The organism is Lentzea sp. NPDC055074 (assembly GCF_053608005.1).
This window is the reverse complement of the sequence record NZ_JBSGUQ010000010.1, coordinates 177096-193922: the sequence shown is the minus strand read 5'-3', so window position 1 is coordinate 193922 and position 16827 is coordinate 177096. Positions and strand designations below refer to the sequence as shown.

The 16827-nt window shown below is 69.5% G+C and carries 15 protein-coding genes; all 15 read right to left on the bottom strand.

The window, feature by feature from the left end:
• Positions 1-90 precede the first annotated feature (90 nt).
• The 15 genes from ACWF7A_RS23760 to rimP all read right to left on the bottom strand — a co-directional run bounded on the left by ACWF7A_RS23760 (position 91) and on the right by rimP (position 16714).
• Positions 91-2331, bottom strand: coding sequence for a polyribonucleotide nucleotidyltransferase (locus tag ACWF7A_RS23760; protein WP_452252654.1), 2241 nt, complete (start codon positions 2329-2331; stop codon positions 91-93).
• 232 nt (positions 2332-2563) lie between these two features.
• A complete protein-coding gene (gene rpsO / locus ACWF7A_RS23755; RefSeq protein WP_045318466.1) occupies positions 2564-2833 on the bottom strand; it encodes a 30S ribosomal protein S15 in 270 nt (89 codons plus the stop codon).
• 257 nt (positions 2834-3090) lie between these two features.
• On the bottom strand, positions 3091-3573 hold the full coding sequence (locus ACWF7A_RS23750; protein ID WP_452252653.1) for a helix-turn-helix domain-containing protein: 483 nt from the start codon (positions 3571-3573) through the stop codon (positions 3091-3093).
• 84 nt (positions 3574-3657) lie between these two features.
• Positions 3658-4590 (bottom strand): bifunctional riboflavin kinase/FAD synthetase, encoded by a 933-nt coding sequence (locus ACWF7A_RS23745; protein WP_452252652.1) that lies wholly within the window; start codon positions 4588-4590, stop codon positions 3658-3660.
• 97 nt (positions 4591-4687) lie between these two features.
• Positions 4688-5575 carry a tRNA pseudouridine(55) synthase TruB gene (gene truB / locus ACWF7A_RS23740; protein WP_452252651.1) on the bottom strand — a complete coding sequence of 296 codons (888 nt, stop codon included), beginning with the start codon at positions 5573-5575 and terminating at the stop codon, positions 4688-4690.
• Positions 5576-5586: 11 nt separating this feature from the next.
• Positions 5587-6912 (bottom strand): MFS transporter, encoded by a 1326-nt coding sequence (locus ACWF7A_RS23735; RefSeq protein ID WP_452252650.1) that lies wholly within the window; start codon positions 6910-6912, stop codon positions 5587-5589.
• Positions 6913-7050: 138 nt separating this feature from the next.
• Positions 7051-8352 carry an MATE family efflux transporter gene (locus tag ACWF7A_RS23730; RefSeq protein ID WP_452252649.1) on the bottom strand — a complete coding sequence of 434 codons (1302 nt, stop codon included), beginning with the start codon at positions 8350-8352 and terminating at the stop codon, positions 7051-7053.
• 50 nt (positions 8353-8402) lie between these two features.
• A complete protein-coding gene (locus ACWF7A_RS23725; RefSeq protein WP_452252648.1) occupies positions 8403-9536 on the bottom strand; it encodes an ROK family protein in 1134 nt (377 codons plus the stop codon).
• Positions 9533-10519, bottom strand: coding sequence for a DHH family phosphoesterase (locus tag ACWF7A_RS23720; RefSeq protein WP_452252647.1), 987 nt, complete (start codon positions 10517-10519; stop codon positions 9533-9535). The genes ACWF7A_RS23725 and ACWF7A_RS23720 overlap by 4 nt, the downstream gene beginning before the upstream one ends.
• A 167-nt stretch (positions 10520-10686) precedes the next feature.
• Positions 10687-11136: a 30S ribosome-binding factor RbfA gene (rbfA, locus tag ACWF7A_RS23715; protein WP_452252646.1), complete on the bottom strand. Its 450-nt coding sequence runs from the start codon at positions 11134-11136 to the stop codon at positions 10687-10689.
• Between the two features lie 13 nt (positions 11137-11149).
• The gene (locus tag ACWF7A_RS23710) at positions 11150-11446 is read right to left on the bottom strand and encodes a DUF503 domain-containing protein (RefSeq protein ID WP_452252645.1); all 297 of its coding nucleotides are present in this window, start codon (positions 11444-11446) and stop codon (positions 11150-11152) included.
• 70 nt (positions 11447-11516) lie between these two features.
• Positions 11517-14723, bottom strand: a complete 3207-nt coding sequence (gene infB / locus ACWF7A_RS23705) for a translation initiation factor IF-2 (RefSeq protein WP_452252644.1) — start codon at positions 14721-14723, stop codon at positions 11517-11519.
• A gap of 87 nt (positions 14724-14810) precedes the next feature.
• Positions 14811-15053, bottom strand: coding sequence for a YlxR family protein (locus ACWF7A_RS23700; RefSeq protein WP_452252744.1), 243 nt, complete (start codon positions 15051-15053; stop codon positions 14811-14813).
• Positions 15054-15179: 126 nt separating this feature from the next.
• Positions 15180-16193, bottom strand: coding sequence for a transcription termination factor NusA (nusA, locus tag ACWF7A_RS23695; RefSeq protein ID WP_452252643.1), 1014 nt, complete (start codon positions 16191-16193; stop codon positions 15180-15182).
• On the bottom strand, positions 16190-16714 hold the full coding sequence (gene rimP / locus ACWF7A_RS23690; protein WP_382440945.1) for a ribosome maturation factor RimP: 525 nt from the start codon (positions 16712-16714) through the stop codon (positions 16190-16192). The genes nusA and rimP overlap by 4 nt, the downstream gene beginning before the upstream one ends.
• Positions 16715-16827: the final 113 nt, after the last annotated feature.

Genomic DNA, 16827 nt, shown 5'->3' with positions numbered 1-16827 from the left:
TGCCGGGCTTCTGGAGGTGCCCCAACGTGGTGGTACGCGGACGGCCGCGGGTGGATGCACCCGCGGCCGTCACGTTGTTGTCAGTCGCACTCACTGCGCGGGAGCCGCCTCAGGAGCAGCTTCCTCGGCAGCGGGAGCGTCAGCCGGCTTCGCGGCGTCCTCTTCGGACACCACGACGAGGCTGATCTTGCCGCGCTGGTCGATGTCGGCGATCTCGACGCGGAGCTTGTCGCCGACCTTGACGACGTCCTCCACCTTCGCAATGCGCTTGCCGTTGCCCAGCTTCGAGATGTGGACGAGGCCGTCCTTGCCGGGCAGCAGCGAGACGAACGCGCCGAACGCCGCGGTCTTCACCACGGTGCCCAGGAAGCGCTCGCCGACCTTCGGCAGCTGCGGGTTCGCGATCGCGTTGATCATGCCGATCGCGGCCTCGGCCGAGGGGCCGTCCGCCGCACCGACGTAGATCGTGCCGTCGTCCTCGATGGAGATGTCGGCACCGGTCTGCTCGGTGATCGAGTTGATCATCTTGCCCTTCGGGCCGATGACCTCGCCGATCTTGTCGGTCGGGATCTTGACCGACGTCACGCGCGGAGCGAAGGCGCTCATCTCGTCCGGGTCGGAGATGGCCTCGGCCATGACCTCCAGGATGGTGTAGCGCGCGTCGCGGGCCTGGCCCAGCGCCGCCGCCAGCACCTCGGACGGGATGCCGTCGAGCTTCGTGTCGAGCTGCAGCGCCGTCACGAACTCCTTGGTGCCCGCGACCTTGAAGTCCATGTCGCCGAACGCGTCCTCGGCACCGAGGATGTCGGTCAGCGCCACGTAGCGGGTCTCACCGTCGACCTCGTCGGAGACGAGACCCATCGCGATGCCGGAGACCGGCGCCTTCAGCGGGACACCCGCGTTGAGCAGCGACAGGGTCGACGCGCAGACCGAGCCCATGGACGTCGAGCCGTTGGAGCTCAGCGCCTCGGACACCTGGCGGATCGCGTAGGGGAACTCGTCGCGCTTCGGGAGCACCGGCATGAGGGCGCGCTCGGCGAGAGCACCGTGGCCGATCTCACGACGCTTCGGCGAGCCCACGCGGCCGGTCTCACCGGTCGAGTAGGGCGGGAAGTTGTAGTGGTGCAGGTAGCGCTTGTGCGTCTCGGGAGCGAGCGAGTCGATCTGCTGCTCCATGCGCAGCATGTTCAGCGTGGTGACACCCAGGATCTGGGTCTCGCCGCGCTCGAACAGCGCCGAGCCGTGCGTCCTCGGGATCACGGCCACCTCGGCACCGAGGTCACGGATGTCCGTGAGGCCGCGGCCGTCGATGCGGACCTTGTCGCGCAGGATGCGCTGGCGCACGAGCTTCTTGGTCAGCGAGCGGAACGCGGCGCCGACCTCCTTCTCGCGACCCTCGAACTGCTCGGCCAGCTTCTCGAGCGTGGCGGCCTTGATCTCGTCGAGCTTGCCCTCGCGCTCGGCCTTGCCCGCGATGGTCAACGCCTGCGCGAGCTCGCCCGAGGCGGACGCCTCGACGGCCTCGAACGCGTCGGCCTGGTAGGCCGGGTACGTCGGGTACTCGCCGGTGGCCTTCGCGGCGACCTGCGCGAGCTGCGACTGCGCCTCGCAGAGGACCTTGATGAACGGCTTGGCGGCCTCGAGGCCCGCGGCCACGACCTCTTCGGTCGGGGCGGTGGCGCCCTCGGCGATCATGTCGATCACGTTGTCGGTGGCCTCGGCCTCGACCATCATGATCGCGACGTCGCCGGAGTCGACCACGCGGCCCGCGACGACCATGTCGAACACGGCCTTCTCGAGCTGCTCGTAGGTCGGGAACGCGACCCACTGGCCCTCGATCAGAGCGACGCGGACGCCACCGATCGGGCCGGAGAACGGCAGACCCGCGAGCTGCGTCGACGCGGACGCGGCGTTGATCGCCACGACGTCGTACAGGTCCTTCGGGTTCAGGCTCATCACCGTGATGACGACCTGGATCTCGTTGCGCAGACCGTCCACGAAGGACGGGCGCAGCGGGCGGTCGATCAGGCGGCAGGTGAGGATGGCGTCCGTGCTCGGACGGCCCTCACGCCGGAAGAACGAGCCGGGGATGCGGCCCGCTGCGTACATGCGCTCCTCGACGTCCACCGTGAGGGGGAAGAAGTCGAAGTGCTCCTTGGGGTGCTTCGACGCCGTCGTGGCGCTCAGAAGCATGGTCTCGTCGTCCAGGTACGCCACCACGCTGCCGGCGGCCTGACGCGCGAGGCGCCCGGTCTCGAAGCGGATGGTGCGCGAGCCGAACTTGCCGTTGTCGATAACGGCAGACGCCTCGTGGACCTCGATGTCCGTCATTTACTTGTTGCTCCTCGTCTTTTGGACACCGCTCACGCGTTCTGACGAGGCCGGTCTTCGATCGAAGTCTCCTGGGGCGTTTCCACCAGGAGGCCACTACCGAGGACCGGCGCGGAAACTGCTTCGCGCGACGCGGGTCCTGTTTTTCTGCCTCTTTGCAACCAGGGCTCTGTATACACCTGGTTGTGCACCGAGGGGGAGTGACCGGCCGGTCACTCCCCCTCGGTAGAAATCACCTGCGCAGACCGAGGCGCTGGATCAGCGCGCGGTAGCGGTTGATGTCCACCTTGGTCAGGTAGTTCAGCAGACGGCGGCGACGGCCGACCATCAGCAGAAGACCACGGCGGGAGTGGTGGTCGTGCTTGTGCTGCTTGAGGTGCTCCGTGAGGTCAGCGATGCGCTTGCTCAGCAGGGCGACCTGCGCCTCGGTCGAGCCCGTGTCCGAGTCGTGCAGACCGTACTCACCGAGGATGGACTTCTTCTGATCCGTGGACAGTGCCACTAGGTACTTCTCCTACTTGTTCAGGTCCGTGCGGCCCCGTCCGCCGAATTGCTGGCCGGGGTAGCCGGTGCTGGCCGCCACGGACCGCAGCCAGACCCAACTGCGAAGGCTATCAGGCACAGTGCTCAGCGGCGCGCTGACGTGCGCAACCCCACCCGATACACGGGTGCGGGCACTCCGTCCGCGCTGCTCACGAGCACTGGTGCGCGAACCGATTGTGGTGCGCGCGGGCCGCTCCTGCCAACTGATTTACGTCCTCAGCGCGGCCCGGCGGCCCGGATGGCGCGACGGAACAGCTCCGCGATCGCCGGGAAGTCGCTGTGCAGCAGATCCGCGGCCTGCTGGAGCTCGACCCGGTCCGCGACGCGACGCAGCACCGGGTACGCGACGCTCTCGTCCCCGTTGACCGGCAACGAGTCGCGGGACACCGTCGGCTTGGAGTCGCGCACGTCGTCCAGCGCGCGTTGCAACGCCTCCGGCGCCCCGGTCGCCACGTCCGGCGTGAGGACCTTCCGTTCGAGCATGATCATGCGAGCGAGGACCGACGGGTTGCCGATCTTGGCACGCCGGCCGCTCATCACCTGGCTGAGCATCGGGGCGCTGATCCCCAGCACGTCGGCGAGCTGCGCCTGGGACACGTTGAAGGCCACGACCAACCGGCGCACCCGGTCACCCAGAGGCTCCCCGTACCACTCCCGTTGCAGGGCGAGGTTGCGCTGAACGATCTTGTGGTCCTCCACCTTGGCCTCTCCGGTAGCCCACCCTGAAACCCGCATCCTGCCAGCACAGAGGCTTTCAGATGCCCACTTCGCCTGATCTGACGGTCACGACTCGGTCAGCAGTTCCCTCGTTCGGTCTACATCTCGATGCATTTGTTCGAGCAGTGCCTCGACGGTGTCGTACTTCTCCATCTCGCGCAGCCGCTCGACGAAGTCCACGGCGACGCGCTGCCCGTAGTAGTCCTCGTCGACGTCGAGAACGAACGCCTCCACCCGGCGCTCGCGGCCGGAGAAGGTCGGGTTCGTCCCCACGCTGACCGCGGCCTTCAGGGTCTTGCCCTTGGCGTCGGTGAACCAGCACGCGTAGATGCCGTCGGCGGGCACCGCCGCGAACTTGGGCGTGGACAGGTTGGCGGTCGGGAACCCCAGGTCCTTGCCGCGCCCGTCGCCCTTGACGACGATCCCCTCGAGGCGGTGCGGACGGCCCAGCGCCTCGGCCGCCGCCTTCACGTCACCGGCGTCGATGCACGCCCGGATGTAGGTGGACGAGTACGTCACGTCGTCTGCGGACACCAGGTCAGCCCCCTCGGTCACGAATCCGAACCGCTGCCCCAGCTGGCGCAGCATCGCGACGGTACCGGCCGCCTTGTGCCCGAAGGTGAAGTTCTCACCCACCACGACGGCGGCGGCGTGCAGCTTCTCGACGAGCACCTCGTGGACGAACTGGTCCGCGGGCATCCTGCTGGTCTCGAGGCTGAACGGCACCACCACGAAGTGGTCGATGCCCAGTTCCTCGACCAGCTCCGCCCGCCGCCGCAACGTCGTGAGCTGCGCGGGGTGGCTGCCGGGCCGCACCACCTCGGACGGGTGGGGGTCGAAGGTCATCAGCACGCTCGGCAGGCCGCGCTGCTCCGCGAGGCCGACGGCACGTCCGATCAGGGCCTGGTGGCCTTTGTGGACTCCGTCGAACACGCCGATGGTCACGACGCAGCGGCCCCAGCCGCCGGGAAGGTGGTCAAGTCCGCGCCAGCGTTGCACGGTGATCAGCCTACGACCCCGGCGAGAGCCACCGCCCGTCAACCTCGCCAGGCACTCGGCGAGTTGAGACGAGGGCTCCCGACCGGGCAGAACTCGGTCAGCCCGCGGGGCTCAGAACCACAACGGGCTTGCAGGCCGTGCCCTCGTCCTTGGCCAGCGCGATGACGTGCCCGTCCGGGCCGAACACCCCGTAGGTCCCCTCGATCCCGCCGGCGCGCAGCCGTTGCCCGTGCGACAGCGCCGACGCCTCGTTCGGGTCGATCTCCCGGCGCGGGAACGCCGTCGCGACCGCGGAGTCCAGGTCGAGCGACAGACCGGGCGTCTCCTCGAGCTGCTCCAGGGTCTTGGCGACGCGGAGGTCGAACGGACCGACCCTGGTGCGCCGCAACGCGCCCAGGTGCCCGCCGACGCCCAGCGCGGCGCCGAGGTCGCGGGCCAGCGCGCGCACGTACGTGCCGGAGGAGCACTCGACCATCACGTCGAGCAGCACCGTCTTGTCCTCACGGCGCGAGAACAGCACGTCGAACCGGTGCACGGTCACGGGCCGTGCGGGGATCTCGACCTCTTCACCGGCACGCACGCGGGCGTAGGCGCGTTTGCCGTCGATCTTCACGGCGGACACGGACGACGGCACCTGCTGGATGGGGCCGGTCAGCTTCGCGATCTCGGCGGCGATCGCGTCGTCCGCGACACCGGAAGCGTCCTCAGTGGACAGCACCTCGCCCTCGGCGTCGTCCGTGGTGGTGGACGCGCCGAGCACGATCGTCGCGAGGTAGGCCTTGCTGTCGAGCGCGAGGTGGCCGAGGAGCTTCGTCGCGCGTTCGATGCCGAGCACGAGCACGCCGGTCGCCATCGGGTCCAGCGTGCCGGCGTGCCCGACCTTGCGGGTGCCGAGAATCCTGCGCACACGCGCCACCACGTCGTGCGAGGTCATGCCGTCCGGCTTGTCGACGACGACCAGGCCCGGTGCAACAGAGGGTTTCACGGCGCGAAATCTTAAGCGACGTTCAGAGCGTCCCAGCGACGACGCCGGATCTGCACCGGAACCGTCTCTCCGCGCTCCTCCGCCTCGAACACCGCGGCACGCGCGCGACGCCACCAGACGAGCATCCGCCAGCCGCCCAGGACCAGCACGAGCACGCAGAAGCTGAGGGCCACCCGGAACGCCGACACGGGCGCCAGAACGCCCTCGAGGAGGTCCAGCAGCACACCCACGCCGAGCGCCGTCACGGTCACCGCGAGGAAGCCTCCGACGTTGACCAGCCCACTGGCCGTGGACTGCCGGTGCGACGGGTTGTAGTCACGCGCGAGAGCGAACGCCACGCCCGAGATCGGCCCACCGACCGTGAGCACGAGGAACACCACGGCGATGACCGGACCCGGCACGTGCCCGCCCGGCCAGAGCAACAGCACGCCCCACCCGGTGAACGCGAACGCCAGGAACCCGACCGAGATCGGCATGCGCCACTCGGGGTTGCGCGAGAACAGCCCGCCGATGATCGGGCTCGCCACGATCGCGCCGATCACGAGCAGCCCGAGCGTGGAGGACGCCGCCCGCGGCGACATCCCCTGCGCCTGCACGAGGTACGGGTACCCCCACAGCAGGCCGATGACGGCGGGCGTCGACATGGTGCTGAAGTGCGCCCAGAACCCGAGCCGGGTGCCGGGCACGCTCCACGCCTGCCGCACCTTCGGCCAGATCTTCCTGAACGGCACGACTTCCGGCTTCGGCGCGACGAACCCCTCTGGCACGTCGCGCACCCGCAGGAACGCCACGGCCGAGTAGAGCGCCGTGACACCGCCGGCGATGAGGAACGCCCAGGTCCAGCCGATCGAGCCGAGCATGAGCGTCAGCGGCACGGTGGCGACGAGGTTGCCGACACCACCGATCGCGGCCGTCACGGCGACGACGAGCGAGTACTGGCGCGGCGGGAAGTGGGTCGCGACGAGGCGGATCACGCTGATGAACGTCATCGCGTCGCCCATGCCCAGGACGGCTCGCGCGGTGAGTCCGAGCGCGTAGGAGTCCGCGACGGCGAAGAGCACCTGGCCGGTGCCCATGAGCAGGGCGGCGACCGTGAGCACGCGGCGCGGCCCGTAACGGTCGACGAGCAGACCGGTGGGGATCTGCATCAGGGCGTAGACGCCGATCTGCAGCACGGTGAACACACCGAGCTGAGCGGGGCCGAGCCCGAAGCGTTCGCTCGCCTCCAGTCCGGCCACGCCGAGCGTGGTGCGGTGGAAGAGAGCGGCGAAGTAGACGAAGACGGCGGTGGTCCAGATCAGCCACGAGGTGCGGGTGGCGCGATCGACCGGCGGCAAGGCGGCACTCTCCCAGTTCAGAGGCGGGGCGGATATTAGTTACATCGCACTAAGCAACCTTCTTGGTAACGGTTTCATGCCGTGAGGTCGCCCACAGCGCCCGTTCGGGGAGTCGCTCGGTGGCCCTGCTCACAGGGCCTACCGGACCGCGCCCTCGACCGCCCACTCCCCCGACCGCGTCCGCCACACCACGGCCAGCAGCCGCAGCACCATGAACGCCGACAGGCCCGTCCAGATGCCGGCGAGCCCCCAGCCGAACGCGTACGAGGCCCACACGAGCGGCAGGAACCCGATCACCGCCGACCCCAGCGTCGCCGTGCGCATGAACTTCACGTCACCGGCACCCAGCAGCACCCCGTCCAACGCGAACACCACGCCCGCGATCGGTTGCAGCGCAACGAAGAACCACCACGCGTTCGGGATCTCGGCCAGCACCCCGGCGTCCGTCGTGAACGCCCGCGGCAGCACGGTGACCAACGCCGCGAACACCAGTCCGAGCCCGATGCCGAACACCAGTCCGTACCGCGTGATCTGCCAGGCGAGCTTCTCCGCCTGCCGTCGTTTCGACGCCCCCAGTGCCGCGCCGACGAGTGACTGCGCCGCGATGGCCAGCGAGTCGAGCACAAGCGCGAGGAACGTCCACAGCTGCAACACGACCTGATGCGCGCCCAACGCCCCGACGGACGTCCGTGCCGCCACCGAGGCCGCGCTGATGAAGCACGCCTGGAACGCGAGGCTCCGCAACACCAGGTCACGTCCCATGCCCAGCTGCGCGCGCATGGCGGTCCACTGCGGCTTCAACGACACGTGCTCGGCGAACAGCGCCTTGAAGAACAACCCGGCCGACAGCAGCTGCGCCACGACGTTCGCGATGGCCGAGCCCTCAAGACCCCAGTCCGCGCCGTAGACGAGCGCGGGACACAACACCGCGCTGATCCCGTTGCCGATCAGGATGTACTTGAGCGGCCGTTTCGTGTCCTGAACACCGCGCATCCACCCGTTGCCGGCCATCGTGACGAGGATGAACGGCGCACCGAACAACGCGATGCGCACCCACTCCACCGCCGCGTCCGCCACGGCGCCAGGCCCCGCGAGCAGTTCCGCCAGCGGCCGCGCGAACAGCTGCCCCAGCAGCACCACGAGCACACCGGCGGCCAGCGCCAGCCACGTCGCCTGCACGCCCTCCTCGACGGCTTCCTGGCGGCGTCCAGCCCCGTGCAACCGAGCCGTGCGCGCCGTCGTGCCGTACGAGAGGAACGTCAGCTGCGTCGACACCTGCGTGAGCAGCACACCGCCGAGAGCGAGCCCAGCGAGCGGCAACGCCCCTAGATGCCCCACGACCGCCGTGTCGACGAGCACGTACAACGGCTCGGCCGCCAGCACCCCCAGTGCGGGCACCGCCAGCCCGATGACCCGCCGAGCGGGAACCCGATCCTCCACCCGATGAACCTAAGCTTTGCGAAGCTCTTTCGTCCGGTGACGGCGGCCACTCACGACCGTTGGGGCAACCCGAAGACCTGCTCGCGCGCCACGGCCAGCGCCGAGTGCAACGCGCCGGACCGGACGGGGTTCGCGGTGATCTGCGCGAGGTGCACCGGCGTCCGCGGCACGACGAGCTTCAGCAGCTCCTGCGCCACCAGGTCGCACAACGTCTCGCCGCCCGCGTGCGCCACCCCGCCGGAGAGCAGCACCAGTTCGGGGTCGAGCACGCACACGACGTTCGCCAGCCCGAGCGCGATCCGATGCGCCAGCGCCGTCAGGAACGCCTTGCCCTCGGTGCCGGCGTTCAGCGCGTGCGCGACGGCCTCCAGCCCGGACGCCTCGGTGATGCCGTGCTCGGCCGCGAGGGCGACGATCGCCTCGCTGTCGACCTGGTCGCCGTAGCGCCCGCCGGGCACCTGCATCGAGTCGATCTCACCCGCGCCGCCCGTGACGCCGCGCAGCAGCACGCCGTTGATCACGACCGCCGAGCCGATCTCGTCCGCGGGCCAGAACAGCACGAAGTCGCGCACCCCGATCGCACGCCCGGAGCTCATCTCCTCCAGCGCGGCGAGGTTGATGTCGTTCTCGATCGACACCGACGTCCCGAGCAGCTCCCGCAGCGTCGACGGCAGGTCGACGTCGACGAGTCCCGGCAGGTGCGGTGCGAACCCGAGGTGCCCGGTGGACGGGTCGACCGCGCCGGGCGTGCCGACGACGACGTGCGACAACGCGTCGAGCTTGAGCCCCGCCAGCGCCGCCGCCTTCTGCACCGTCTCCCGGAACGCGCGCAGCGTGCCGTCCTTGGGCATCGGCGCGCTGTGCTCGGCCAGCAGCGACCCGGTGATGTCCGCGATGGCCACGTCGATCAGCTCGGGTGTCAACGCCACCGCGGCCACGTACCCGACACCGCCGTTGACGGCCCACATCTGCGCCCGAGGCCCACGCCCACCGCCGCGCAACCCGGTGCGGACGACCATGCCGTCCTCTTCGAGCCGCGCCAGCAACTGGGCGGTGGCGGGCTTCGAGAGCCCGATCACCTCTTCCAGCTCGGCCCGTGTCATCGCCCCGCTGCTCAGCAACGTCTCGATGGCGGCCCGGTCGTTGATCTCCCGCAGCAGCCGCGGGCTCCCTGTCCGTGTCATGACCCCACCCGCTCCAACGCGCCCTTCAGCGCGGCGACGACCTGCTCCGAGGTCCCGTCGAACGTGAACCCGGCCGCCAGCCGGTGCCCACCACCCCCGAGGACCTGCGCCACCTCACGAACGTCGACCTGGCTCACGGCCCGAAGCGACACGGACCAGAAGCCGGGCTTGAGCTCCTTCACCACGGCAGCGACCTCAGCCTCCGAAGCTGAACGCACCACGTCGATGACGCTCTCCACCTCTTCACTACGAACGCCACGAGCGTCCTCGATGCTCACGACAGCATGAGCGAGCCCCAGCCCGTGCGCAGCCTTTTGATCAAGCTCGGCCTTGGCCAGAACACGAGACAACATCCCGAGATAGGCGAACGGATGTGAATCCATCAACGGCCGTGTGACCGCGTACGCGTCCACACCGGTCTCCAACAACCGAGCGGCGGTGTGGTGGGCCTCGGGCCCCGCCTTCCGAAAGCCACCGGTGTCGGTCACGAGCCCCGCGTAAATGCACCGCGCGATCGGCTCGTCGATTTCAACGTTCATCTCGTCCAGCAGCTTGAGCGCGATGAGCGCCGTGGCCTCGGCATGCTCGTCAATGCAGTGCAACGTCCCGTATCTGGTGTTCGACACGTGGTGGTCAACAACGATGACGGGCCCACGGCAGGCGGCGACACGCCCCTTGAGCGGTCCGAGCCGTTCCAAGCTGCCGGTGTCCATGACCACGAGCAGTTCCGGCGCCTGCGGCACCTCGTCCCGATGAACGAGCAACCCCGCCGTGTCCAGCGCCTTGAGCGACTCGGGCACCGCCTCGGGCTCACCGAACGCGACCCGCACCGCGACCCCGCGCCGATGCAACGCGAGCCCCACCGCCAGCGCACTCCCGAGCGTGTCAGCATCGGGGTTGATGTGACTCAGCAAGGTCACATCACGGGCGCCGGCCAGCAACCGCGCGGCCTCGGCAATGGTGGTGCTCAGGTCGTCTGCCACAGGGAGACGTTAGCCGCTAACCGTCTCGAAGTGCTGTGCGGCACCCTCAGACAAGACAGTTTCCATCCAATTTCGGCGTGAGTGTGCCAAGTGGACCATCGGCGCAAACCAAAGGGCGGACACGATGAACGTGCCCGCCCTGGTCATGTGCGGAGTCTGACGAGGACTCAGTCCTCGTCCTCGGCCTCGCGAGGCGCCTTGTACGGATCGGCTTCTCCCGCGGGAGTGGCCCCCACCGCGCGCTTGGCCACCTCGGCGTCGGACGCCTGGGCCTTGGCGAGCAGCTCGTCCATCTTCCGGGCCTCGTCGGGCACGGTGTCGGTCATGAACGTGAGCGTGGGCGTGAACCGCACCCCGGTCTGCGCTCCGACCATGGATCGCAGCACACCCTTGGCCTTCTCCAGGGCCGCGGCGGCACCGGCGAAGTCGGGTTCGACGTCCAGGCGCTCGCCCAGAACGGTGTAGTAGACGGTCGCGTCGTGCAGGTCGCCGGTCACCCTGGTGTCGGTGATCGTGACCCGAGCCAGCCGCGGATCCTTGACCTCGTGCTCCAAAGCCGAAGCGACGATCTGCGAGATCCGCTTGGCGAGCTTGCGGGCACGTGCCGTGTCGGCCACGAGCCTCCCCTTCCTAGTCGTCCTCCGGCCCGACGAATCGCGTCCGGGCGGAGAGCAGTTCGAGTTCGGGCCGTCCCGCCACGAGCCTTTCACAGCCGGCGAGGACGTCCCTGACGTGCTCCAGGTCGGCGGCGACCGCCGCCACCCCGATCAAGCTGCGCCGATGCAGGTCCAGGTGACCGGCCTCGGAGACAGCGACCTCGAAACGCCTGCGCAGTTCGGCCACGACGGGCCGCACCACCGAGCGCTTCTCCTTCAACGAGTGGACGTCACCCAGAAGCACGTCCAGTTCCAGAGCACCCACGTACATGGACGAGATCCTCCAGAAGAAAAGGGTGCGGAGCCACCGGTTAAACGGCTCCGCACCCCTCACCTACCGACTAGGCGCGCGGCTTCTCGCGCATCTCGAAGGTCTCGATGATGTCTTCCAGCTTGAGGTCGCTGTAGTTGCCGAGCGTGAGACCACACTCGAAACCTTCGCGGACCTCGGTGGCGTCGTCCTTGAACCGCTTGAGCGAGCTGATCGGGAGGTTCTCCGCGATCACCTTGCCGTCACGGAGCAGGCGAGCCCTGGCGTTGCGACGGATCTCGCCCGACAGGACCATGCAACCCGCGATCGTGCCGACCTTGGAGGACTTGAAGACGTCGCGGACCTCGGCGCGGCCGAGCTGGACCTCTTCGTACTCCGGCTTGAGGAGACCCTTGAGGGCCGCCTCGATCTCGTCGATCGCCTGGTAGATGACCGTGTAGTAACGGACGTCCACGCCCTCGCGGTTCGCGAGCTCGGTCGCCTTGCCCTCGGCCCGGACGTTGAAGCCCAGGACGATGGCGTTACCGGCCACGGCGAGGTTGATGTCGCCTTCGGTGATGCCACCGACACCGCGGTGGATCACGCGCAGCTCGACGTCGTCGCCGACCTCGATCTTCATGAGCGCGTCCTCGAGGGCCTCGACGGTACCCGAGTTGTCACCCTTGATGATCAAGGTGAGAGCGCTGGTTTCCTTGAGCGCGGCGTCCAGGTCTTCCAGGCTGACGCGCTTGCGCTTCGCCGCGTTGGCGGCGTTGCGGGTGCGGGCCTGACGACGCTCGGCGATCTGGCGGGCCACCCGGTCCTCGTCGACGACGAGGAACGAGTCACCGGCGCGGGGCACCGAGGTCAGACCGATGACCTGCACCGGACGCGACGGGGTCGCGACGGTGACGTCATCGCCGTGCTCGTCGACCATGCGGCGCACGCGACCGTACGCGTCACCCGCGACGATCGAGGAGCCGACGCGGAGCGAACCGCGCTGCACGAGCACCGTGGCGACCGGACCGCGACCGCGGTCGAGGTGCGCCTCGATCGCGACACCCTGGGCCTCCATGTCCGGGTTGGCCCGGAGGTCCAGCGAGGCGTCGGCGGTGAGCAGGATCGCGTCGAGCAGGCTGTCGATGTTGATGCCCTGCTTCGCCGAGATGTCGACGAACATCGTGTCGCCGCCGTACTCCTCTGCGACGAGGCCGTACTCCGTCAGCTGCTGACGGATCTTGGAGGGGTTCGCACCCTCCTTGTCGATCTTGTTGACCGCGACCACGATCGGCGCCTGAGCGGCCTGCGCGTGGTTGATGGCCTCGACCGTCTGCGGCATCACGCCGTCGTCGGCGGCGACGACGATGACCGCGATGTCGGTCGCGTTCGCACCACGAGCACGCATGGCGGTGAACGCCTCGTGACCCGGGGTGTCGATGAAGGTGATGAGGCGCGGGTTGCCCTCGAGCTCGGTCTGCACCTGGTACGCACCGATGTGCTGCGTGATGCCACCGGCCTCGCCCTCGGCCACCTTCGCCTTGCGGATGGTGTCGAGCAGTCGCGTCTTACCGTGGTCGACGTGACCCATGACGGTCACGACCGGCGGACGGATCTGGAGGTCGTCCTCGTCACCGGCGTCCTCGCCGTAGGTGATGTCGAACGTCTCCAGCAGCTCGCGGTCCTCCTCCTCGGGGGACACGACCTGCACGACGTAGTTCATCTCGGTGCCGAGGAGCTCCAAGATCTCGTCGGACACCGACTGCGTCGCCGTGACCATCTCGCCCAGGTGGAAGAGCACCTGCACGAGCGACGCCGGGTTGGCGTTGATCTTGTCGGCGAAGTCGGTCAGCGAGGCACCGCGCGGGAGGCGGATCGTCTCGCCACTGCCCTTGGGCAGGCGGACGCCACCGACCGAAGGCGCCTGCATGTTGTCCATGTACTCCTGGCGCTTCTGCCGCTTGGACTTGCGTCCACGACGCGCCGGACCACCCGGACGACCGAAGGCACCAGCGGTACCGCCGCGACCAGCGCCGCCGCCACCACCGGGACGACCGCGGAAACCGCCGCCACCACCGGCAGGGGCACCGCCGCCTGCGCCGCCGCCACCGCCGGGACGGAAGCCACCGCCACCGCCACCGCCGCCACCGGGACGGAAGCCACCGCCACCGCCACCGCCGCCACCGGGACGGAAGCCGCCACCGCCGCCACCGCCGCCGCCTCCGCGGAAGCCGCCGCCACCGCCGCCGCCCCCACCGGGACGACCGCCGCCACCGCCGCCACCACCGGGACGGCCACCGCCGCCACCGCCGGGACCAGGCCGGTTACCGGCCGGACGGTTGCCCGGCATCATGCCGGGGTTCGGCCGCGGGGGCATGTTGCCCGGGTTCGGACGGGGACCGCCCTGACCGGGACCACCGGGACGAGGACCACCCTGGCCGGGGCCGGGACGGCCGCCACCCTGCGCTGCCGCGGGACGCGGGCCACCCTGGCCCGGAGCACCGCTGGGACGCGGGTTCGCCGGACGCGGGTCGCCGGGCTTCGGGCCGCCTGCGGGGCGGTCGCCGCCCTGCTCGGGCCGCGGGCCGGGACGAGGGCCGGGGCGCGGCGAGGGAGCGTTGCCGCCACCGACGCCGAAGGGGTTGTTGCCAGGACGCGGTGCGCGCGGGCCTGCGGGCTTGGCGCCCTGCGTGCGCGGCGGGACCACGGACTGGGACTGCTGACCACCGGCGGCCGCGGCGGGTGCCTGCGGCTGCTGGGGCTGCTGCTGCGGAGCCGGGCGCGGGCCCGGACGCGGTCCGCCACCCGGCTTGGTGCCGGGAGCCGGGGCGGCCTTGGGCTCTGCCGGAGCCGACGCGGCGGGAGCCGGTGCGGCGGCCGGAGCCTGGGGCTGGGCAGCGGGTGCCGGTGCGGGCGCCGCGGGGGCTGCCGGGGCCTGCGCGGCAGGAGCTGCCGGGGCGGGCTTCGGAGCCGGCGGGCGCGGGCCAGGGGCGGCCGGACGGGGTCCGGGCATGCCCTTGGGCGCAGCGGGCTTGTCGGCCGCAGGCTTCGACTCCGCCGGTGCGGCGGGCGCTGCTGCGGCAGCGGGTGCGGGTGCCTTCGGCTTCGGAGCGGACGGCTTGGGAGCCGGCTTCGAGGACTTGGCTTCGTAGGCGTCACGAAGCCGCCGGGCCACGGGGGCCTCGACGGTGGACGACGCGGACTTCACGTACTCGCCCTGTTCGGCGAGCTTGTTGAGAACTTCCTTGCTCGTAACACCGAGCTCTTTTGCGAGCTCGTGCACGCGGGCCTTGCCTGCCACTGCTCTCCTAGGTCGTGAGGCCGGCGGGCAAGTCCCATCGACCTCGTCTTAACGTCGCGCGTTCATGTCTTCAGCTTCACGGCTGACTCATGACGGGTCGACCTGCTTCCTTGATGCTTGCTGGCCGCGGGGCTGTCCCGAGGCCAAGTTCCCTTGCTGCTGCTCCACGTGCTCGCGCAGCGAAGCGACGTCGAGTGCTCCCTGGACCTTGAGGGCCCGCGAGAACGCCCGTCGCCGCTCGGCGTTGCGGAGACATTCGAGATCGAAATGCAACCAAGCACCCCGACCAGGAAGTCGCCGATGAACGTCCGGAACCACCGAACCGTCCACCGCGACCACACGCAGCAGCTCAGACGGCAACGTCCGGGTACGGCATCCGATACACGTACGAACAGGGCCGATGTGCTGCGAAACCGATCCCGACGTTGAACCGTTGATAATTCTATCCCCTGGAGCTCACTCAGCCGAACCGGATGTGACCGCACCGGCGGCCGGAGCCTCCGCATCGCTGCGGATGTCGATGCGCCAGCCCGTCAGACGGGCGGCCAGGCGGGCGTTCTGCCCCTCCTTGCCGATCGCCAGCGAGAGCTGGAAGTCCGGCACCACGACACGGGCCGTCTTGGCCCGCTCGTCGAGCACCCGTACGGACACAACCTTCGCTGGTGACAATGCATTCCCGACGAAAGTGGCGGGGTCGTCCGAGTGGTCGATGATGTCGATCTTCTCGCCACCGAGCTCGTGCATGACGTTGCGCACACGGGCACCCATCGGGCCGATGCAGGCGCCCTTGGCGTTCACTCCGGCAACCGTTGATTTCACCGCGATCTTCGAACGGTGACCTGCCTCACGTGCCACCGCGGGGATCTCCACGGTGCCGTCCGCGATCTCCGGGACCTCGAGGGCGAACAGCCGCCGCACGAGGTTCGGGTGGGTCCGCGAGAGGGCGATCTGCGGACCGCGGGCGCCGCGGGAGACGCTCACGACGTAGCACTTGATGCGCTCGCCGTGGTTGTACTGCTCGCCCGGCACCTGTTCGGCCGGCGGCAGCACTCCCTCGGTGTCGCCCACCTGGACGACGACCATGCCGCGGGCGTTCGCACGGGCGTCGCGCTGGACGACACCCGCGATGATCTCGCCCTCCTTGGCGGCGAACTCACCGAACGTGCGCTCGTGCTCGGCGTCGCGCAGGCGCTGCAGGATGACCTGGCGCGCCGTGGTGGCCGCGATGCGGCCGAAGCCTTCGGGAGTGTCGTCCCACTCCTCCTGGACCGTGCCGTCCGGCCCCAGGTCCTGCGCGAGCACGCGCACGACGCCGGACTTGCGGTCGATCTCCACGCGCGAGTGCGTGGCGTGTCCTTCGGTGTGCTTGTAGGCGGTCAGCAGTGCTGACTCGATCGCCTCCAGGACCGTCTCGAAGGGGATGTCCTTTTCACGTTCGATCGCCCTCAGGGCGGCGATGTCGACGTTCACCTCGGCTCCTCCTTCGGTGCTTTCCGAGTGAGCCGAGCCAGTTCCTCGACCGGCGGCTGCTTGAACTCGATCTCCATGACCGCGCGTTCGATGTGGCGGTACTCCACGCGTCGCAGCTCGTCCTTGTGCAGCAGCTCGACACCGGTCTCGTCGCACTCGCCGACCCGGCCGAACCACTCGGCCTTCTCCGGCTGCTTGACCTTCACGAGACGCAGGTGAGCGCGCTTCCAGTGGCGCGGGCGCGTCAGGGGGCGGTCGACACCCGGCGAGGTGACCTCGAGGGTGTAGGGCCCGTTGATGATGTGGTCGTGCTCGTCGAGCGCGGCGGAGACCACGCGGCTCGCCTCGGCGACCTCGTCGAGCCCGATGCCGTCCTCACCGTCCACGACGACCTTGACCAGACGGCGGCGCCCAGCCTGATTCACGTCGAGCGCGTCGAGGTCGAAGCCGGCGGCTTCGAGAGCTTCCCGCACAACGGGTGCTAGCTGCGCGGAAAGCTCTCCGCGCGGCGGGCTGGACACGTGGTGTCTCCTTCAGTTCGAACGCATGAAAACCCCGGCCGACGGTACTTACGGCGGCCGTGGACGACCAGACTATCTCCTTCGCCCGGCTCCCACCGCGCCGCACGGCTGCT